The following is an 18,378-nucleotide window of genomic DNA, read 5'->3' as shown; positions in this document are numbered from 1 at the left end:
CGCTCCGGGCGCGCGAGCGCCGTGTCGATTCTAGCGGGGGTCCGCCGGGGCGGTGGGATCGTCGCCTCGCGTGAGGTCGTCCCACGAGTCGACGGCGTCCAGCGGCTCACCCTCCCGCGCGGCGCGGTGCGCTCCGGCGGTGCGGTAGCGGCGTCCGGTCCCGCGCCAGCGGTGCGCAGTCGCCAGCGTGAAGACGCCGGATGCCAGGAGCAGGAGCCACGCGAGCACCGTCAGGACGGGCCACGGGGTCGAGGCGATCGAGACGACGAGGCCGGAGACCGCGTCGCCGGAGATGCCCGTCGCGGTCGTCACGGCGGCTGCGACGGCATCCACGGGGTGCCCGAACGCGACGCGCGCCGTGAGGATGAGCATCGTCACGCCGATCGCGAGCATGAGCCCGCCGAAGACGTAGCGGACCACCCGGCCGACGATCGACAGGGCGGCGCCGAGGGCCATCGTCGCGAGGCTCAGCGGGGCGAGGACCGGGATCGCCGCCGCGCCGGACACCGTGAGGCTGTCGCTCGCCCCGCCCGTGACGGTGACATCGAGCCACGTCTGGGTGGACGAGATGATCCCGATCACGCCCGCGAGGAGCGCGGTGAGGACGGCGATCAGACGCGCGCGGCGCGTCATGAGGCCGCCGCGCCGTCGACGGGCTCGAGATCGTCGGCGTCGAAGCACGTGCGCGTGCCCGTGTGGCAGGCGGGCCCGGTCTGGTCGACGGACAGGAGCACCGTGTCGCCGTCGCAGTCGAGGCGCGCTCCGCGGACCACCTGGATGTTGCCGGACGTGTCGCCCTTGCGCCAGTACTCCTGCCGCGAGCGCGACCAGTACGTCGCACGACCGGTGGTCAGGGTGCGGCGCAGGGCCTCGGCATCCATCCATCCGAGCATGAGCACCTCGCCGGTGTCCCACTGCTGCACGACGGCGGGAACGAGCCCGTCCGCGTTGAACGCGACGCGGCCGATGCGCGCCTCGAGGTCGTCGGTCACGCCCTCACCTCGATTCCTGCGCCGCGGATCGCGGCCTTGACGTCGCCGACCGTCAGCTGGCCGGAGTGGAACACGCTCGCCGCGAGGACGGCATCCGCCCCCGCTTCGAGCGCCGGCGCGAAGTCGGCCGCCGCTCCCGCGCCGCCGGAGGCGATGACCGGGACGCTCGCGATCTCGCGCATCAGGCGGACGAGCTCCAGGTCGAACCCGTCCTTCGTGCCGTCCGCGTCGATCGAGTTGACGAGCAGCTCGCCCGCACCGCGCTCGATCGCCTCGCGCGCCCAGTCGCGGGCGTCGATGCCGGTCTCGGTGCGGCCGCCATGCGTCGTGACCACGAAGCCCGACGTCGTCTCCGCGGACCGCTTGACGTCGAGCGACAGCACCAGCACCTGCGCGCCGAAGCGGTCCGCGATCTCGTCGACGAGCGCCGGACGGGCGATCGCGGCCGAGTTCACGCCGACCTTGTCGGCGCCGACCGCGAGGAGGCGCGCGACGTCGTCCGCCGTGCGGACTCCCCCGCCGACGGTGAGCGGGATGAAGACGTTCTCGGCCGTCCGCTGCACGACGTCGTATGTCGTCGCCCGGTCGTCGACCGTGGCGGTGACGTCGAGGAACGTGATCTCGTCCGCGCCTTGCTGGAAGTAGCGCTCCGCGAGCTCGACGGGATCGCCCATGTCGCGGAGGTTCTCGAAGTTCACGCCCTTCACGACGCGGCCCGCGGCCACGTCGAGGCACGGGATGACCCGGCAGACGAGGCTCATCAGAGCCTCGCGGCGTGGATCGCGGTCACGAGGATCGCGCGGGCGCCGATGCCGTACAGCTCGTCCATCACCTGGTTCACGCCCGTGCGCGGGATCAGGACGCGCACCGCCACCCATGCCGGGTCGCGGAGCGGCGAGATCGTCGGCGACTCGATGCCCGGGGTGATCGCGACCGCGGCGTCGACGAGGTCGGCGGGAAGGTCGTAGTCGATCAGCACGTAGCGCCGCGCGACCAGCACGCCGCGCAGGCGCCGGAGCAGCGTGTCGAGCCCGTCCGCGGTGCTCGGGCCGCTGATGAGCACGGCCTCAGACTCGAGGAGCTTCGGACCGAAGATCTCGAGCCCGGCCTGCCGCAGGGTCGTACCGGTGGAGACGACGTCGGCGACGGCATCCGCCACGCCCAGCTCGACCGCGGACTCCACCGCGCCGTCGAGCGGGACGAGGTCGACCGCGACGCCGTGCTCGTCGAGGTAGCCGTCGACGAGGCCGGGGTACGCGGTCGCGACACGGAGGCCCTCGAGGTCGGCGACGTCCTGGAAACGGCCGGGAGGGCCCGCGAAGCGGAACGTCGAGGCCCCGAAGCCGAGAGACTCGATCTCGCGCGCCCCCGGCATCCGGGCGTCGAGCAGGAGGTCGCGGCCGGTGATGCCGACGTCGAGCGCCCCGGAGCCGACGTACGTCGCGATGTCCTTCGGGCGGAGGTAGAAGAACTCGACGTCGTTCAGCGGGTCGATGACGTGGAGGTCCTTGGGATCGCGGCGACCGGTGTATCCGGCCTCGGCGAGCATCTCGGTCGCGGTCTCGGCGAGCGAGCCCTTGTTCGGCACGGCGATTCTGAGCATGTGTGTGCTTTCGATGGTCGAAGACGGACGGCTGAGGGACGGGCCTCAGAGATGTCGGCCCACGTCCTCGAGCGTCAGGCCCTTCGCGAGCATGAGCACCTGAAGGTGGTACAGCAGCTGCGAGATCTCCTCCGCGGTCGCGTCGTCGGTCTCGTACTCGGCGGCCATCCAGACCTCGGCGGCCTCCTCGACGATCTTCTTGCCGATCGTGTGGACGCCGCCGTCGAGGAGCTCGACCGTGCGCGACCCCTCGGGGCGCGCGAGGGCCTTCTCACGCAGCTCGTCGAACAGCCCCTCGAAAGTCTTCACCCTGACAGGCTACCGGCCCGCGGGCTCGGCCCGGCTCGGGGTGGCTCCGAGCCGCCAGGGTCAGTGGCGGTGGCGGTGGGCGAGCTCGCGGAGGGCCGCGATCGCGGCATCCGGATCGTCCGCGCCGAACACCGCGGAGCCGGCGACGAACGTGTCGGCGCCCGCCTCGGCGGCCTGCGCGATCGTGGATTCCGAGATGCCGCCGTCGACCTGGAGCCACACGGAGCTCCCCCGTCGACGCGCCTCGGCCGACAGGGCGCGGAGCTTCGGCATCGTCTCGGGCAGGAAGGACTGGCCGCCGAAGCCCGGCTCGACGGTCATCACGAGGATCTGGTCGAACGCGTCGAGCTCGTCGAACAGCCACTCGACGGGCGTTCCGGGCTTCACCGCGACCCCGGCGCGCGCGCCGATCTCGCGCAGGCGCCGCGCGAGGGCCACCGGGGCGCTCGACGCCTCGGCGTGGAACGTGACGGATGCCGCGCCGAGCTCGGCGTAGCCCGGCGCCCAGCGCTCCGGGTCGTCGATCATGAGGTGCACGTCGAGGGGCACGGGGCTCGTCGCCTGTACGCGCTGGACCATCTGCGGACCGAATGTGAGGTTCGGCACGAAGTGGTTGTCCATCACGTCGACGTGGACGAAGTCGGCGCGGTCAATGCGTGCGAGATCCCGCTCCATGTTCACGAAGTCGGCGGACAGGATGCTGGGGTTGATGCGCACTCTCTCATTATCCCGGCATCCCGCTCCCCGCCCCTTCCCCGGGCCTGGCCCCCTTCTTGCCGAGAACGCGCGTATGTCACGAATGCACGGCGTGTCTGTGACACAAGCGCGTTCTCGCGGGGAGGTGGCGCGGGGCTGGGGCGCGGGGGCCGGGGCGCGGGGGCCGGGGAGACGGGCCGGGCGCGGGGCAGGGCGGGGCAGGGCGGGATCAGCGGCGGCGGAGGAGGGCGAGGAACATCGCGTCCGTGTCGTGGCGGTGGGGCCAGAGCTGGGCGTGCCGGGCGCCCTCGGGGCGGGCCAGGTCGAGCGGATGCGCGGCGACCGACTGGAGCGCTGTCGCGGCATCCAGCTCCTCGACCTCCTCGCCGCGCTCGCGCAGCACCTCGGCCACCACGCCGGTCGTCTCGGCGATGTGCGGGGAGCACGTCACGTACGCGACGACTCCGCCGGGCTTCAGCGCGGTGATCGCCGCGGACAGGAGCTCGCGCTGCAGGTCGACGAGGGTCGCGACATCCGACGGCTGTTTGCGCCAGCGCGCCTCGGGGCGGCGGCGGAGGGCGCCGAGGCCCGTGCAGGGAGCGTCCACGAGGATGCGGTCGTACGCGCCCGGGGCGCGGATGGCGCGCTCGCGCCCGTCCTCCTCGGAGACCTCGACACCGCCGGGCACGCCCGCCACCGCGTTCCGCACGAGGCCCGCCCGCGCCGGCGCGATCTCGTTCGCCTCGAGCGTCGCCCCGACGCGCCGGGCCTCCGCCGCGAGCAGGGCCGTCTTCCCTCCAGGACCGGCGCACAGGTCGAGCCACCGCTCCCCCGCGGACACCGGCGCGAAGCGCGAGAGGGCGAGCGCCACGAGCTGGGATCCCTCGTCTTGCACGCGCAGACGCCCGTCCGACGCCCGGATCAGGACCTCCGGATCGCCGCCGCCCACCCGGAACGCGGTCGGCGCGTAGTGCCCGGGCGTCGCCGCCGCGGGCGGCTCCCCGAGGCCGGGGAGCGCCGCCATCGTGACCCGAGGCGCGGCGTTGTCCGCACGCAGCAGGTCCTCGAGCTCGTCGCCGCGGCCCTCGGCCGTCAGCGCCCGCCGCAGCGCGCGGAGGATCCACACCGGATGCGAGAACGCGAGCCCCAGCCGCTCGTCCTCGGATCTCGCACGGCGCTCGATGCGCTCGTACCACGCGCCGGGAGTCTCGCGGGCGATCCGGCGCAGGACGGCGTTCGCGAATCCGGCGGCGCCGGCCCCCGCCGCGGCCCGGACGAGCGCGACCGACTCGTTGACGGCGGCGTGCGAGGCGATCCGCGTGGAGAGGAGCTGGTGGCAGCCGAGCCGTAGCGCATCGCGAACCTCCGGGTCGATCCGCTCCACGGGGCGATCGGATGCCGCGGCGATGATGGCGTCGTAGGTGCCCTGCCGGCGGAGCGTGCCATACGTGAGCTCGGTGGCGAGCGCGGCATCCTTCGCGTCGAGCCCCGCGCGCGCGATTGCGACGGGGAGCAGGAGGTTGGCGTACGCGTCGGAGTCGTTGACGCTACGGAGGGTCTCGTACGCGACGCGGCGGGCCGTCCCCTCGCCCCGAGAACGCCCGTGTGTCTCGTTTCGGGCCCGATTTCGTGACACAGGCGCGTTCTCGCGGGGAGGGTGCCCGGGCTCACGGGGAGGGGGCCCGGGGTCCTGGGGGGCGGCGGGGGTCACGCGTCGGCCTGCGCTTCCTCGCGGCGGAGGCCCCGCCACCAGTCCGCCGCGGGCATGGCGCCGCGGCCGGCCGGCTGCACGTGCACCAGCGCCACGGGCTCCGTCGCCGTGCCGACGACGACCTCGCGGCCGGCGGTCGTGATCTGCCCGGGCCGCAGGGCGAGGGCGTGCTCGGCGCGGCGGGCCTCCAGCACCTTCAGCCGGGTGTCCTCGATCGTCGTGAAGGCGCCGGGTTCCGGAGTCGTGCCGCGAACCCGATCGAGCACCGCCGTGGCCGGCTCGTTCCAGCGGATGCGGCCGTCCTCGAGGCCGAGCTTGTGCGCGTACGTCGGCTCGCCGACCTGCGGGCGGCTCCGCGCGGTCCCGTTCGCGAGGGCGTCGACCGTGTCGGCGAGGAGCCTCGCCCCCTGATCGGCGAGCGTGGTCAGCAGCTCCCCCGCCGTCGCCAGGGGCGGGATCGGCAGTTCGAGCTCGGCGAGGATCTCCCCCGCGTCGAGCTCGGCCACGAGGCGGAAGACGCCCGCCCCCGTCGCACGGTCGCCGGCGATGACCGCGCGCTGCACAGGGGCGGCGCCGCGCCACCGCGGCAGGAGGGAGAAGTGCAGGTTGATCCAGCCCAGGGGCGGGTGTGACAGGAGCGGCTCGCGCAGGATGCCGCCGTACGCGACGATCACGCCGAGGTCCGGCTGCGCGGCCGCGATCCGCTCGGTCGCGGCCGCGTCGAGCCGGTCCGTCTTCAGGACCTCGAGCCCCGTCGCCTGCGCCGCGGCGGCCACGGGCGACGGAGTCAGCATGCGCTTCCGGCCCAGCGGCGCGTCGTGCCGGGTCACGACGAGCGCGACGTCGTGGACGGATGCCGCGAGAGCGGCGAGCGAAGGGACGGCGGCTTCCGGGGTGCCCGCGAACACGAGGCGCATCGCTCTCCTCACAGCTCCACGTCGGGCGGATCGACCCGAACTCTGAGTGTATTGCGGGCGGCCGCCGCGCGATCCCGGCCGCGCCCGCGCGCCCGCACCGCGGCCGAGACGACGCTGGCCCGCAGCGACCGCGCGACGGCCGCGCCGTGCGCGTAGTCGAATCGCACGAGGGCACGCAGGCCCTCCGGGGCATCCGGCTCGGTGCGGCGCACAACGGGGCCGAGCACGTCCGCGTCGGCGATCGCGGGCACGTCCGTCCGTAGCGCCGCCAGGCAGGCGTCGACGGCGGGTCGGGGTCCTTCGATGCGGGCGAACCGCACGGCGGGCGGCATCCGGGCGTCGACCCGGGTCGCGAGCTCGCCGCGGGCGTAGACCGGCTGCGTCCACGTCGCGAGGGCGCGGGCGGCGGGGCCGGTCACCCCCACGAGGTGCACGGGCGCTCCCGCCGCGGCGAGGGCGGCGGCGTTCGACCACCAGCGCAGCGCGGACTCGGCGATCCGCAGGTCCTCCGCCAGCAGCATCCGGTCGCCGTCGAGGAGGAGGATCGCGCGATAGCCGCCCACCGCGAGCGGCTCGGCCCCGCGGGTCGCGACGACGAGCGCGGGGGTCTCGGCCACCTCGGTCACCGGGTGGCTGCCGTCGGACACGATCACCCGCACCCCGGGGAACGCGCGGCCGAGCTCGTCGGCGGTGCGCTCGCTGCCGACGGAGGCCATGCGCAGCCGCTCGCCCTCGCAGTGCGTGCAGCGCCAGTCGCGCGTCTGGCGCCCGCACCACGCGCACTCCGGCGCGCCGCCGCCACGCGTCCGCCGCAGCGGTCCGCCGCAGTGCGGGCACCGGGCGGGGGTGCGGCAGTCCGCACACACGAGCGTGGGCGCGTACCCCGGGCGCGCGACCTGCACGAGGACGGGGCCGGTGCGAAGGGCCTCGCGGGCCGCGGCGAACGCGGCGGACGGCAGGCGCGCCGCGCGCACCTCGTCCGGGGCGGGCGGGCTGAGGATCACGCGGGGGGTCAGGCGGCGCGCGGGCGGGACCTCCCGCATCCAGCCGCGCTCGACGAGGCGCGCGACGTCCGTCGTGCGGGTGTGCCCCGCCACGACGAGCGCGGAGCCCTCCAGCTCCTGCCGCACGAGCGCTGCCTCGCGCGCGTGCACGCCGGGGCTGAGGGGCTCGCCGAGGAGCGGATCGCCGTCGTCCCAGATCGCGACGAGCCCGACGTCGTGCGCCGGCGCGTACACCGCCGAGCGGTTCCCGATCACGACCGCGGGCACGGGGTCGAGGAGGCGCAGGTACGCGGCGTAGCGCTCCGGGCCGCTGCGGCCCGCGTCGTCACGGACGAGCGCGGACGTCGGCAGGCGCGCCGCGAGCACGGCCTCGAGCTGCGCGAGATCGCGGTGATCGGGCACGACGAGGATCGCGCTGCGTCCGCGCGCCCAGGTCTCCACGGCGAGCGCGCCAAGGAGGATCGCCCACGCGCCGACCGGCGGCGAGCCGTGGGCCGGGCGCGGCGGCGCGTCGAGCGCGATGCGCCCGCCCTCGGCGACCGCGTCCGCGAGGCCGGGATACGCGTCGAGCACGCTGCGCGCCCACGAGGCGACGTCGGGGTCCGGCTGGGTGGCCGGGGCCGGTCCGCGGGTCGCCCAGGCCTTCTCCGCGCGCACCATGCGCTTCGGGATCGCGAGGCGCAGGATGTCGCTCGCCGACCCCGCCGCGCGGTCTGCTGCGCGGCGGGCGAGGCGATAGAGCGCATCCGGCAGGACGCGGACCGGGGACACCACCGATTCGAGCTCGGACAGCGGGCGGTCCGGGTCTTCGGCCTCGGCGAGCTCGACCAGGTAGCCGTCGACCGTGCGCCCCGCGCTCCGCAGCGGGACGCGCACGCGGACGCCGGGGACGGCATCCGCTCCGAGCTCCGCGGGGATCGCGTAGTCGAACAGGCGGTCGAGCTGCGGAAGCGGCGAGTCGAGCAGCACGCGCGCGACACGCGGACCCGTCATGTCAGAGGCCCGCGGCGGCGCGCAGCTCCTCGACGCGGTCGCGTCGCTCCCACGTGAAGTCGGGCAGCTCGCGACCGAAGTGGCCGTATGCCGCGGTCTGCGCGTAGATGGGGCGGAGAAGCTCCAGCTGCTCGATGATCGCGGCCGGGCGAAGGTCGAACACGTCGAGGATCGCGCGGGTGATCACGTCGTCCGGCACGAGGCCGGTGCCGAACGTCTCGACGTACAGGCCGACGGGGCTCGCCTTGCCGATCGCGTACGCGACCTGCACCTCGAGCCGGGACGCGAGGCCCGCGGCGACCGCGTTCTTCGCGACCCAGCGCATGGCGTAGGCGCCGGAGCGGTCGACCTTCGACGGGTCCTTGCCGGAGAACGCGCCGCCGCCGTGGCGGGCCGCTCCCCCGTACGTGTCGATGATGATCTTGCGCCCGGTGAGGCCGGCGTCGCCCTTGGGCCCGCCGGTGACGAACGGACCGGCCGGGTTGATGTAGTACTTCACATCGGGCAGGTCGAGGCCCGTCGTCTCCAACACCGGGTCGATGATCTCCGCCCGGATGCGCTCGCGCAGGTCGTCCTGCGTGATGTCCGGGTGGTGCTGGGTCGAGAGCACGACCGACTCCACCGTCTTCGGGACGGCGCCGTCGAACCCGAGCGTGACCTGGGTCTTGCCGTCCGGCCTGAGGAACGGCAGGAACTCCGTGCGACGCGCATCGGCGAGACGCTCCGCCATCCGGTGCGCGGTCCACATCGCCATCGGCATGAGCTGGGGCGTCTCGTCCGTGGCGTAGCCGAACATGATGCCCTGGTCGCCGGCGCCCTGCTCGTCGCGTGGGTCGGCGGAGCGCTGCTCGCGCTGCTCGAAGGCCTTGTTGACCCCGGCGGCGATGTCGGAGGACTGCGCGCCGATCGACACGCTCACGCCGCAGGAGCCACCGTCGAAGCCGGTCTCGCTCGATGTGTAGCCGATGCGGTTCACGACCTCGCGCACGATCGCGGGGATCTCCACGTACGCGCTCGTCGACACTTCGCCGGCGACATGTACGAGGCCCGTGGTGACGAGGGTCTCGACCGCGACACGGCCCGCGGGGTCTTCGGCGAGGATCGCGTCGAGGATGCTGTCGGAGATCTGGTCGCAGATCTTGTCCGGATGCCCCTCCGTGACCGACTCGGAGGTGAAGAGGCGCAGCTCGCTCACGCCTCCGGTCACTCCGGGCGACGGAGTCGGAGCTTGTCCTCGTGGATCTCGTGCAGTGCGATCGTCAGAGGCTTGTCCTCGACGGTCGAGTCGACGAGCGGTCCGACGTTGTCGAAGAGGTTCCCCTCGTGCAGGTCGGAGTAGTAGTCGTTGATCTGGCGGGCGCGCTTCGACGCGTAGATCACGAGCTGGTACTTCGAGTCGACCTTCTCGAGCAGGCTGTCGATGGGCGGGTCGATGATGCCCTGGTTGCGCGTGGCCATGGCGTGCCTCCTGGTTGGGGGGAAGTCTGGATGCCGCGACTGGCGCGGCGCATCCGCCTATTCTACCCGGCGTCCGTGCTCTCAGCCCGTACCTGTGTACGAATGCGTCGACGCCGATGCCGCGACAGCGGGTAGCGGCCGTCCAGCCACGGATCGAGGACGAGTCGGCGGAGCGCGGTGAGGATGATGAACCCGCCGGACCAGTAGCACGCCATCACCACCCACCCGACTTGGCCGAAGAAGAAGCTCACGAGGGTCACGACGACGCCGATCCCGATGAACAGCGAGCGCCACCCGCCGCTGATCCGATCGCGCGCCGCCTGCTGGGCCTCGGTCCGGGCCTGCAGCGACTCGACGCGGTCGCTGAGATCGGCGTCCTCGATCTCGGTGAAGAGGTCGCGGACCGGGACGCTCAGCGCTTCCGCGACGAGCGACAGCGTCTCGAGGCTCGCGTCTTGCCCTGCTTCGAGCCGCTGGATGGTGCGGATGCCGACCCCGCTCTCCGCGGCGAGACGCTCCTGCGTCCAGCCGAGGTCGTGGCGGAGCTCGACGATGCGGTGTCCTGTTCATGCCCCTCATGCTTCGCGCTCCCCCTCCGCCATCACCACGTCACGGCCCCGCCAATGGCGCGCCACGACCCCGCCACCACCGTAGCGGGGGCTGGGCGACCGCCCGGTCAGTGCCGGGCGGCGAGCGCGACGACCTCGCGGGCGGCGGTCTCGACGTCGTCGTTCACCACGCGGTAGTCGAACTCGTTCTGCGCGGCGAGCTCGACGCGGGCGGTGCGCAGGCGGCGCGCGCGCTCCTCGGCGCCCTCGGTCCCGCGGCCGACGAGGCGCTCCACGAGCTCGTCCCAGGACGGGGGCAGGAGGAACACGAGCGACGCGCTCGGCTCGGCCGCGCGTACCTGGCGTGCTCCCTGCAGGTCGATCTCGAGCAGCACCGTGCGGCCGGCTGCCAGGGCTTCCTCGATCGGCTGCCGGGGCGTTCCGTAGCGGTACCGGTTGTGGACGGTCGCCTGCTCCAGGAGGGCGTCGTCGGCGATGAGCCGGTCGAATGCGTCGTCGTCGACGAAGTAGTAGTGCTCGCCCTCCACCTCGCCGGGCCGCGGCGGGCGCGTCGTCGCGGACACCGACAGGAGGATCTCGGGGTACTCGCGCCGGATGACGGCCGCGACCGTGCCCTTCCCGACCGCGGTGGGGCCGGCGAGGACGAGCAGGGCGCTCCGGCCGGCGCGAGGGGCGGGGAGCGGGAACCGCCCCGCCAGCCACTCCTCCAGCGCCACGCGCTGCCGCACCCCCAGGCCGCCGAGGCGCTTGACCGGCGAGATCCCGAGCTCGTCGAGGATCCGGTCCCGCTTGCCCTCTCCGATCGCGGGGAGCGCCGTGAGGAACTCGGTCACGCGCATCGAGGCGGCGGGCGACGCGGCATCCTCGGTCGCGGCACGCCGCAGCACGTCGAGCGGATGGACCACCCGGGTCGTCAGGTCGCGCTTCAGGCTCGCGCGTGCCTGCCGTGCGGCGACGGCGCGGCGGGACGCGGCGGCACGGTCCACCTCGGGCGGGGACGGGCGCTCAGCCATCCATGCTCCCATAGAGAGCAGCGCGCTCCGCGATGCGGGCCTCGAGCCCGTTCGGGCCGGCGCTGAGGATGCTGCGGCTCTCGTTCGCGATGACGGACGGCGCGAGTGCGCCGAACAGGCGCGCCAGGTCGGCCGGCTCGGCTCCCTGCGCGCCGAAGCCCGGCGCGAGGACCGGCGCCGCCGGGGCAAACCCGTCCGGGAGCCCATAGCGCGTGCGGTCGACCGTCGCGCCGATGACGAAGCCGACGCTGGCCAGCGGAGCGGCCGTGGCGTGGGCCGCGTTCCACTCCGACACCTCGCGCACGATCTCGCCGGCGAGGGTGCCCGTGCCGGCGCGCGCGAGCTGCACGGCCGCGCCCTCGGCATTGCTGGTCGCGGCGAGCACGAACACGCCCTTGCCGTTGTCCCGGGCGAGGGCGAACGTCTCGTGCAGGGCGCCGACGCCGAGATACGGCGCGACCGTGAGGGCATCCGCCTCCAGCGGGGAGCCGGGCGTGAGCCACGCCCGAGCGTAGGCATCCATCGTCGTGCCGATGTCGCCGCGCTTCGCGTCCGCGATCACGAGCAGCCCGGCCGCACGCGCGGCCGACAGCACGTCCTCCAGCGCCGCGAACCCGACGGCGCCGTAGCGCTCGAAGAACGCCACCTGCGGCTTCACGATCCCGACGCGCCCTGCCGCGGCCTCGACCAAACGGAGGCCGAGCTCCCGAGCTCCTTCCGCCGATACGTCGAGCCCCCACTGCGCGAGCAGGTGCTCGTGCGGGTCGATCCCGACGCACAGCGGCCCATGCGCCGCGAGGGCGCCCGCGACCCGCTCGCCGAACGAGGTCATGCCCGGACCTTCCGGTCCTCCGCGTACTCCTGGAGGCTCCGCACCGCGAAGCCCTCGCCCATCGCGTCCATCGCCGAGACGGCCGCACCGAGGGTCGAGATCGTGGTGAACAGCGCCTTGTCGGCCGCGACCGCGGCGGCGCGGATCTCGTAGCCGTCCGCTCGCGCCGACATCCCGCTCGGCGTGTTCACGACGATGTCGATCTCGCCGGCGTTGATGAGGTCGACGATGTTCGACTCCCCCGTCGCCTGCGTCTCGCCGTACTTGCGGACGACCTCGACGCGGATGCCGTTGCGCCCGAGGATCTCCGCCGTCCCCTCCGTCGCCACGATCGAGAAGCCGAGCTGCTGCAGCCGGTGCGCGGGAAGGATGACCGCGCGCTTGTCGCCGTCGGCGACCGAGATGAACACGGTCCCGGCGAGCGGGATGCCGCCGTACGCGGCATCCTGGCTCTTCGCGAAGGCGCGGGGGAAGTCGCGGTCGATGCCCATGACCTCACCGGTCGAGCGCATCTCCGGCCCGAGGATCGAGTCCACGGTCTGTCCGTCGCGCGTGCGGAAGCGCTTGAACGGCAGCACGGCCTCCTTCACGGCGACCGGCGCGTCGAGCGGGACGCGCGAGCCGTCCTCCGCGGGGAGCAGCCCCTCGGCCTTGAGCTCCGCGAGGGAGCTGCCGGCCATGATGCGGGACGCGGCCTTCGCGAGCGGGATGCCGAGGGCCTTCGACACGAACGGCACCGTGCGGCTCGCGCGGGGGTTCGCCTCGATGACGTAGAGCACGTTCGCGCTGATCGCGAACTGCACGTTCAGCAGTCCCCGGACCCCGACGCCCTGGGCGATCGCGAGCGTCGCCTCGCGCACCCGATCGATGTCGGTGCGGCCGAGCGAGACCGGCGGGAGCGTGCAGCTGGAGTCGCCGGAGTGGATGCCGGCTTCCTCGAGGTGCTCCATGACGCCGCCAATGTAGAGCTCGTCGCCGTCGTACAGCGCGTCGACGTCGATCTCGATCGCGTCGTCGAGGAACCGGTCGACGAGGAGCGGCATCCCTTCGCCGATGATCGCCTGGTCGGCGACCCGGACGAAGTAGTCGCGCAGGCTCGGGGTGTCGTAGACGATCTCCATGCCGCGTCCGCCGAGGACGAAGCTCGGCCGCACGAGCACCGGATAGCCGATGTCCTCCGCCACCGCGACGGCGCCGTCGACGTCGATCGCCGTGCCGTGGCGCGGCGCCACGAGGCCGGCGGCGTCGAGGATGCCGGAGAACAGGCCGCGCTCCTCGGCGAGGTCGATCGCGGTCGGGCTCGTCCCGAGGATCCGGTACCCGGCGGCCTCGATGCCCTTCGCGAGTCCGAGCGGCGTCTGGCCGCCGAGCTGGCACACGACCCCGAGGATCTCTCCCGAGGCCGACTCCGCGTGGAGCACCTCGAGCACGTCCTCGAGCGTCAGGGGCTCGAAGTACAGCCGGTCGCTCGTGTCGTAGTCGGTCGACACGGTCTCGGGGTTGCAGTTGACCATGACGGTCTCGAAGCCGGCGGCGGACAGTGCGAAGCTCGCGTGCACGCACGAGTAGTCGAACTCGACGCCCTGGCCGATGCGGTTCGGCCCGGATCCGATGATCACGACCTTCCGCCGATCCGACGGGGCTACCTCGGTCTCCAGGTCGTAGCTCGAGTAGTGGTATGGCGTGAGCGCCGGGAACTCCCCCGCGCACGTGTCGACGGTCTTGAACACCGGGCGGATGCCGAGCGCGTGCCGGATGCCGCGGACCTCGCTCTCCGTCCCGCGGCGCAGCTGCGCGATCTGCGCGTCGCTGAAGCCGTGCTCCTTCGCGACGCGGAGGGTCTCGGCATCCAGTTCGCCGGCATCCCGGACGAACTGAGCGACCTCGTTGATGAGCACGATCTGGTCGAGGAACCACGGGTCGATGCCGGTCGCCTCGAACGCCTGCGCGATCGTCGCGCCCTTGCGCAGGGCCTGCTGGACGACCACGATGCGACCGTCGGTCGGGGTCTTCGCGACCTCCAGGAGCTCGTCCACCGAGCGGTCCTCGTCACCCCAGTGGAAGCTCGATCCGCGCTTCTCCAGCGAGCGGAGCGCCTTCTGCAGCGCCGTCGTGTAGTTGCGCCCGATCGCCATCGCCTCGCCGACCGACTTCATGGTGGTCGTGAGCGTCGTGTCGGCGGCGGGGAACTTCTCGAAGTTGAACCGGGGCACCTTGACGACGATGTAGTCGAGCGTCGGCTCGAAGCTCGCCGGCGTGACCTTCGTGATGTCGTTCGGGATCTCGTCCAGGCGGTAGCCGATCGCGAGCTTCGCGGCGATCTTCGCGATCGGGAAGCCGGTCGCCTTCGAGGCCAGGGCCGACGACCGCGACACACGCGGGTTCATCTCGATCACGATGATGCGGCCGGTCGCGGGATCCACCGCGAACTGGATGTTGCAGCCGCCCGTGTCGACGCCCACGGCCCGGATGATGTCGATCCCGATGTCGCGGAGCCGCTGGTACTCGCGGTCGGTGAGGGTGAGGGCGGGCGCGACCGTGATGGAGTCGCCGGTGTGCACGCCGACCGGGTCGACGTTCTCGATCGAGCAGACGACGACCGTGTTGTCGGCGGTGTCGCGCATGAGCTCGAGCTCGTACTCCTTCCACCCGAGGATCGACTCCTCGAGGAGCACCTCGTGCGTCGGCGAGTCGTGCAGGCCTGCTCCACCGATGCGGCGGAGGTCGGCCTCGTCGTACGCGAAGCCCGAGCCGAGGCCGCCCATCGTGAACGACGGCCGGACGACGAGCGGGTAGCCGAGCTTCGCAGCTCCCGCGAGGAGGTCGTCCACGGAGTGGCAGATGACCGAGTCGGCGACGTCCGCGCCGGCCTCGATCACGAGCTCCTTGAAGATCTGCCGGTCCTCGCCCTTGCGGATGGCGTCGACCTTCGCGCCGATCAGCTCGACGTCGTACTTCTCGAGGATGCCGAGGTCGTGGAGGGCCATCGCGGCGTTCAGGGCCGTCTGGCCGCCGAGCGTCGGGAGGATGGCATCCGGCTTCTCCTTCGCGATGATCGTCTCGATGACCGCGGGCGTGATCGGCTCGATGTACGTCGCGTCGGCGAAGTCGGGGTCGGTCATGATCGTCGCCGGGTTCGAGTTGACGAGGATGACGCGGACGCCCTCCTCCCGCAGCACGCGGCAGGCCTGCGTGCCGGAGTAGTCGAACTCGCAGGCCTGACCGATGACGATCGGGCCGGAGCCGATGACCAGGACGGAGCGGATGTCGTCGCGCTTAGGCATTCGTGCTGTCTCCTGTGGTGCGCGGGCTGGCGGTCCGGGTCGCGACGACGAGGTCGCGGAAACGGTCGAAAAGGTAGTTCGCGTCGTGCGGGCCGGCCGCGGCCTCGGGGTGGTACTGCACGCTGAACGCGGGGATGTCGAGCGCGCGCAGACCCTCGACGACGCGGTCGTTGAGGCCGATGTGGCTCACCTCGACCCGGCCGTAGCCGTGCGGGCTGTCGAACTCCCCGTCGAGCGGGGCGTCCACGGCGAAGCCGTGGTTGTGCGCCGTGATCTCGACGCGGCCCGTCGTCTTGTCGAGCACGGGCTGGTTGATGCCGCGATGCCCGAACGGGAGCTTGTACGTGCCGAGCCCCAGGGCGCGGCCGAGGAGCTGGTTGCCGAAGCAGATCCCGAAGAACGGGAGCCCCGCGTCGAGCACGCCGCGGAGGACCTCGACGTGGGCGTCGGAGGCGGCCGGGTCGCCGGGGCCGTTCGAGTAGAACACCGCGACCGGGTCGATCGCGCGGATGTCGGCGAGGGTCGCCGTCTGCGGCAGGACGTGCACCTCGAACCCGCGGGCGGCGAGGTTGTCGATCGTGGACTGCTTGACGCCGAGGTCGAGCACAGCGAGGGCGCCGAGCCGCTCCCCGGACGCCGGGGTCACCTCGGCGACGGACACGGAGACCGCGGCGGACAGGTTCTGCCCGGCCATCGCGGGGGCCTCCCGCACGAGCCGCAGCTGCTCCTCGGGGTTCAGGCCCGCGGCGTCGCCGGAGAAGATGCCGCCGCGCATGCTGCCGGCGGAGCGGATGTGGCGGGTCACGGCGCGCGTGTCGATGCCGCTGATCCCGACGATGCCGTCGTTCACGAGCGCGTCGTCGAGGGACTCGTCGGCGCGCCAGTTCGACACGACCCGGGAGGGGTCGCGCACGATGTAGCCGGCGACCCAGATGCGCCGCGACTCGGGGTCCTCGCCGTTCATGCCGGTGTTCCCGATGTGCGGCGCGGTCTGCAGCACGATCTGCCCGGCGTACGACGGGTCGGTGAGAGTCTCCTGGTAGCCGGTCATCCCGGTGGCGAAGACCACCTCGCCGAGGGTCGTGCCGGTCGCGCCGTACGCGTGGCCGGCGTGCCGGGTCCCGTCCTCGAGGACGAGCACGGCGGGGTTCCGCGTGAAGCGGGTCATGAGTCACCTTCCATGGCGTCGTGCGCCGGGAGGATGCCGGAGACGGCGGCGGCGAGCTCGCGCGCCGATGCCTCCTGCGGGCGGACGTAGGAGTCGACGGTCGTCCCGTCGTCGAGACGCCACGAGACGCGCGCCAGACCGTCGCGCTCCACGACGCGGTCGATGGCGACCGTCGCCTGCGCGGCAGACTCGACGCGGGCGGCGTCGATGAAGATCGGGCCCTGGCCCTGCAGCTCTAGCAGGATGCCGGCATCCGTCACCGTGACGAGCGCCTGCGCGCGGTACGCCAGGCCGCCGATCGCGAGGCGCTCCAGTGCGGCGCCGTGCGCGGTCGTGGCGACATAGAGGCCCGGGAACGTGCCGCGCACCGCCGCCTCGGCCGGCGCGGAGCCGAAGGGGGCCTTCGCTCCGCGGTCGCGCCGGATCCGGCGGATCCACCCCCAGAGCATGAGTCCGAGGAGGACGACGGCGATCCCGATCATGAGGATCAGAGCGCCCTGCTGGCTCACGCGCCCACCCCCGCGGTCTCGGTGAGCAGGCCGTCGGCGACGGTCGGGCGACCGCGGTGGAACGTCCACACGACGCGGCCCGGCAGCTCGCGGTCGAGGTACGGCGAGTTGCCGCTGCGCCCGTGCAGGTCGTCGGCGCCGAAGACGCCGCCGGCGTTCGGGTCGTACAGCGTGACCTCGGCGGCCGCGCCGGCCTCCAGCGTCCCGCCCTGTCCGTCGAGCCGTCCGATGCGGGCGGGCGTGCGCGACATCACGCGGGCGACGTCGGCCCAGTCGAGGAGCCCGGTCTGCACCATCGCGGCGTGCACGACGCGCAGCGCGCTCTCGAGCCCCACCATGCCGTTGGCCGCGGCGGACCACTCGGTCGCCTTGGCCTCCGCGGGGTGCGGGGCGTGGTCGGTCGCGACGATGTCGATCGTGCCGTCGGCGAGGCCCTGGCGGACGGCGAGGACGTCCTCCTCGCGCCGCAGCGGCGGGTTGACCTTGAAGCGCGCGTCGTACCCGCGCACGAGCTCCTCGGTGAGGAGCAGGTGGTGCGGGGTGACCTCGGCGGTCACGTCGATGCCGCGCTGCTTGGCCCAGCGGATGATCTCGACGGAGCCGGCGGTGGAGAGGTGGCAGACGTGGAGGCGCGAGCCGACGTGCTCGGCGAGGAGCACGTCGCGCGCGATGATCGACTCCTCCGCGACCGCCGGCCAGCCGGCGAGGCCGAGCTCGGCGGAGACGGAGCCCTCGTTCATCTGCGCGTTCGGGGTCAGGCGCGGGTCCTGCGCGTGCTGCGCCACGACACCGTCGAACGCCTTCACGTACTCCAGCGCGCGGCGCATGATGAGCGGATCGTGCACGCAGAAGCCGTCGTCGCTGAACACGCGCACCCGAGCCCGGGAGGAGGCCATGGCGCCGAGCTCCGCGAGCCGCTCGCCCTTCTGCCCGACCGTGACGGCGCCGATCGGCTGCACGGTCACGTAGCCGGCGGCCTCGCCGAGCGCGAGCTCCTGCTCGACGACCCCGGCGGTGTCGGCGACCGGCGACGTGTTCGGCATCGCGAAGACGGCGGTGTAGCCGCCGGCCGCGGCGGCGCGCGAGCCCGTGAGGATCGTCTCGGATGCCTCGTACCCGGGCTCGCGGAGGTGCGTGTGGAGGTCGACGAGACCGGGCAGCGCCAGGAGTCCGTCGGCGTCGACGATCGTCGCGCCGGCGCGGCTGAGGCCGGTGCCGACCTCGGCGATCCGCCCGTCGTGCAGGACCAGATCCGTCGCGTCGCCGCCCTCGAGGCGTGCTCCCCGGATGAGGAACGTCTCCGTCATTCGCGTTCCTTCC

18 protein-coding genes and 1 pseudogene are annotated in these 18,378 nt (G+C 73.1%); all 19 read right to left on the bottom strand.

The window, feature by feature from the left end; genetic code table 11:
- Positions 1–30 precede the first annotated feature (30 nt).
- The 19 genes and pseudogenes from ABCS02_RS24690 to ABCS02_RS24600 all read right to left on the bottom strand — a co-directional run bounded on the left by ABCS02_RS24690 (position 31) and on the right by ABCS02_RS24600 (position 18,365).
- Positions 31–633, bottom strand: coding sequence for a Trp biosynthesis-associated membrane protein (locus tag ABCS02_RS24690; protein WP_345838342.1), 603 nt, complete (start codon positions 631–633; stop codon positions 31–33).
- Positions 630–992 carry a phosphoribosyl-AMP cyclohydrolase gene (gene hisI / locus ABCS02_RS24685; protein ID WP_345838341.1) on the bottom strand — a complete coding sequence of 121 codons (363 nt, stop codon included), beginning with the start codon at positions 990–992 and terminating at the stop codon, positions 630–632. The genes ABCS02_RS24690 and hisI overlap by 4 nt, the downstream gene beginning before the upstream one ends.
- The gene (hisF, locus tag ABCS02_RS24680; protein ID WP_345838340.1) at positions 989–1,753 is read right to left on the bottom strand and encodes an imidazole glycerol phosphate synthase subunit HisF; all 765 of its coding nucleotides are present in this window, start codon (positions 1,751–1,753) and stop codon (positions 989–991) included. The genes hisI and hisF overlap by 4 nt, the downstream gene beginning before the upstream one ends.
- On the bottom strand, positions 1,753–2,595 hold the full coding sequence (gene hisG / locus ABCS02_RS24675) for an ATP phosphoribosyltransferase (protein ID WP_345838339.1): 843 nt from the start codon (positions 2,593–2,595) through the stop codon (positions 1,753–1,755). Before hisG ends, hisF begins: the two co-directional genes overlap by 1 nt.
- A 45-nt stretch (positions 2,596–2,640) precedes the next feature.
- The gene (locus ABCS02_RS24670; protein WP_345838338.1) at positions 2,641–2,904 is read right to left on the bottom strand and encodes a phosphoribosyl-ATP diphosphatase; all 264 of its coding nucleotides are present in this window, start codon (positions 2,902–2,904) and stop codon (positions 2,641–2,643) included.
- A 60-nt stretch (positions 2,905–2,964) separates the two neighbouring features.
- Positions 2,965–3,621: a ribulose-phosphate 3-epimerase gene (gene rpe / locus ABCS02_RS24665; protein ID WP_345838337.1), complete on the bottom strand. Its 657-nt coding sequence runs from the start codon at positions 3,619–3,621 to the stop codon at positions 2,965–2,967.
- 208 nt (positions 3,622–3,829) lie between these two features.
- The gene (locus tag ABCS02_RS24660; protein ID WP_345838336.1) at positions 3,830–5,236 is read right to left on the bottom strand and encodes a transcription antitermination factor NusB; all 1,407 of its coding nucleotides are present in this window, start codon (positions 5,234–5,236) and stop codon (positions 3,830–3,832) included.
- A 71-nt stretch (positions 5,237–5,307) separates the two neighbouring features.
- Positions 5,308–6,228 carry a methionyl-tRNA formyltransferase gene (gene fmt, locus ABCS02_RS24655; protein WP_345838335.1) on the bottom strand — a complete coding sequence of 307 codons (921 nt, stop codon included), beginning with the start codon at positions 6,226–6,228 and terminating at the stop codon, positions 5,308–5,310.
- 8 nt (positions 6,229–6,236) lie between these two features.
- Positions 6,237–8,225, bottom strand: coding sequence for a primosomal protein N' (locus ABCS02_RS24650; protein WP_345838334.1), 1,989 nt, complete (start codon positions 8,223–8,225; stop codon positions 6,237–6,239).
- A 1-nt stretch (position 8,226) separates the two neighbouring features.
- The gene (gene metK / locus ABCS02_RS24645) at positions 8,227–9,420 is read right to left on the bottom strand and encodes a methionine adenosyltransferase (protein WP_345838333.1); all 1,194 of its coding nucleotides are present in this window, start codon (positions 9,418–9,420) and stop codon (positions 8,227–8,229) included.
- Positions 9,421–9,428: 8 nt separating this feature from the next.
- Positions 9,429–9,683: a DNA-directed RNA polymerase subunit omega gene (rpoZ, locus tag ABCS02_RS24640; RefSeq protein WP_345838332.1), complete on the bottom strand. Its 255-nt coding sequence runs from the start codon at positions 9,681–9,683 to the stop codon at positions 9,429–9,431.
- A gap of 62 nt (positions 9,684–9,745) precedes the next feature.
- Complete coding sequence (locus ABCS02_RS24635) at positions 9,746–9,943, bottom strand: hypothetical protein (RefSeq protein ID WP_345838331.1); 198 nt, start codon at positions 9,941–9,943, stop codon at positions 9,746–9,748.
- A gap of 144 nt (positions 9,944–10,087) precedes the next feature.
- Positions 10,088–10,237: pseudogene (locus tag ABCS02_RS24630) on the bottom strand (helix-turn-helix transcriptional regulator); the annotation flags it as partial.
- A gap of 122 nt (positions 10,238–10,359) precedes the next feature.
- A complete protein-coding gene (gmk, locus tag ABCS02_RS24625; protein ID WP_345838330.1) occupies positions 10,360–11,265 on the bottom strand; it encodes a guanylate kinase in 906 nt (301 codons plus the stop codon).
- Complete coding sequence (pyrF, locus tag ABCS02_RS24620; RefSeq protein WP_345838329.1) at positions 11,258–12,097, bottom strand: orotidine-5'-phosphate decarboxylase; 840 nt, start codon at positions 12,095–12,097, stop codon at positions 11,258–11,260. The genes gmk and pyrF overlap by 8 nt, the downstream gene beginning before the upstream one ends.
- Positions 12,094–15,381 (bottom strand): carbamoyl-phosphate synthase large subunit, encoded by a 3,288-nt coding sequence (gene carB / locus ABCS02_RS24615; RefSeq protein ID WP_345838328.1) that lies wholly within the window; start codon positions 15,379–15,381, stop codon positions 12,094–12,096. The genes pyrF and carB overlap by 4 nt, the downstream gene beginning before the upstream one ends.
- Positions 15,374–16,549 carry a glutamine-hydrolyzing carbamoyl-phosphate synthase small subunit gene (carA, locus tag ABCS02_RS24610; RefSeq protein ID WP_345838327.1) on the bottom strand — a complete coding sequence of 392 codons (1,176 nt, stop codon included), beginning with the start codon at positions 16,547–16,549 and terminating at the stop codon, positions 15,374–15,376. The genes carB and carA overlap by 8 nt, the downstream gene beginning before the upstream one ends.
- Positions 16,546–17,058, bottom strand: coding sequence for a hypothetical protein (locus ABCS02_RS24605; RefSeq protein ID WP_345838326.1), 513 nt, complete (start codon positions 17,056–17,058; stop codon positions 16,546–16,548). The genes carA and ABCS02_RS24605 overlap by 4 nt, the downstream gene beginning before the upstream one ends.
- On the bottom strand, positions 17,055–18,365 hold the full coding sequence (locus tag ABCS02_RS24600) for a dihydroorotase (RefSeq protein ID WP_345838325.1): 1,311 nt from the start codon (positions 18,363–18,365) through the stop codon (positions 17,055–17,057). Before ABCS02_RS24600 ends, ABCS02_RS24605 begins: the two co-directional genes overlap by 4 nt.
- Positions 18,366–18,378: the final 13 nt, after the last annotated feature.

The sequence above is a fragment of the Microbacterium sp. X-17 genome, from assembly GCF_039615055.1.
Note: the sequence above shows the minus strand (reverse complement) of the source record. Positions and strands in the feature narration are given on the sequence as shown.

Excerpts from the sequence above, each read along its gene's own strand:
- ABCS02_RS24690 (WP_345838342.1), bottom strand. The coding sequence starts at position 633 with ATGACGCGCCGCGCGCGTCTGATCGCCGTCCTCACCGCGCTCCTCGCG.
- ABCS02_RS24600 (WP_345838325.1), bottom strand. The coding sequence starts at position 18,365 with ATGACGGAGACGTTCCTCATCCGGGGAGCACGCCTCGAGGGCGGCGAC.
- hisF (WP_345838340.1), bottom strand. The coding sequence starts at position 1,753 with ATGAGCCTCGTCTGCCGGGTCATCCCGTGCCTCGACGTGGCCGCGGGC.
- carA (WP_345838327.1), bottom strand. The coding sequence starts at position 16,549 with ATGACCCGCTTCACGCGGAACCCCGCCGTGCTCGTCCTCGAGGACGGG.
- fmt (WP_345838335.1), bottom strand. The coding sequence starts at position 6,228 with ATGCGCCTCGTGTTCGCGGGCACCCCGGAAGCCGCCGTCCCTTCGCTC.
- hisG (WP_345838339.1), bottom strand. The coding sequence starts at position 2,595 with ATGCTCAGAATCGCCGTGCCGAACAAGGGCTCGCTCGCCGAGACCGCG.
- carB (WP_345838328.1), bottom strand. The coding sequence starts at position 15,381 with ATGCCTAAGCGCGACGACATCCGCTCCGTCCTGGTCATCGGCTCCGGC.
- ABCS02_RS24650 (WP_345838334.1), bottom strand. The coding sequence starts at position 8,225 with ATGACGGGTCCGCGTGTCGCGCGCGTGCTGCTCGACTCGCCGCTTCCG.
- rpoZ (WP_345838332.1), bottom strand. The coding sequence starts at position 9,683 with ATGGCCACGCGCAACCAGGGCATCATCGACCCGCCCATCGACAGCCTG.
- gmk (WP_345838330.1), bottom strand. The coding sequence starts at position 11,265 with ATGGCTGAGCGCCCGTCCCCGCCCGAGGTGGACCGTGCCGCCGCGTCC.
- pyrF (WP_345838329.1), bottom strand. The coding sequence starts at position 12,097 with ATGACCTCGTTCGGCGAGCGGGTCGCGGGCGCCCTCGCGGCGCATGGG.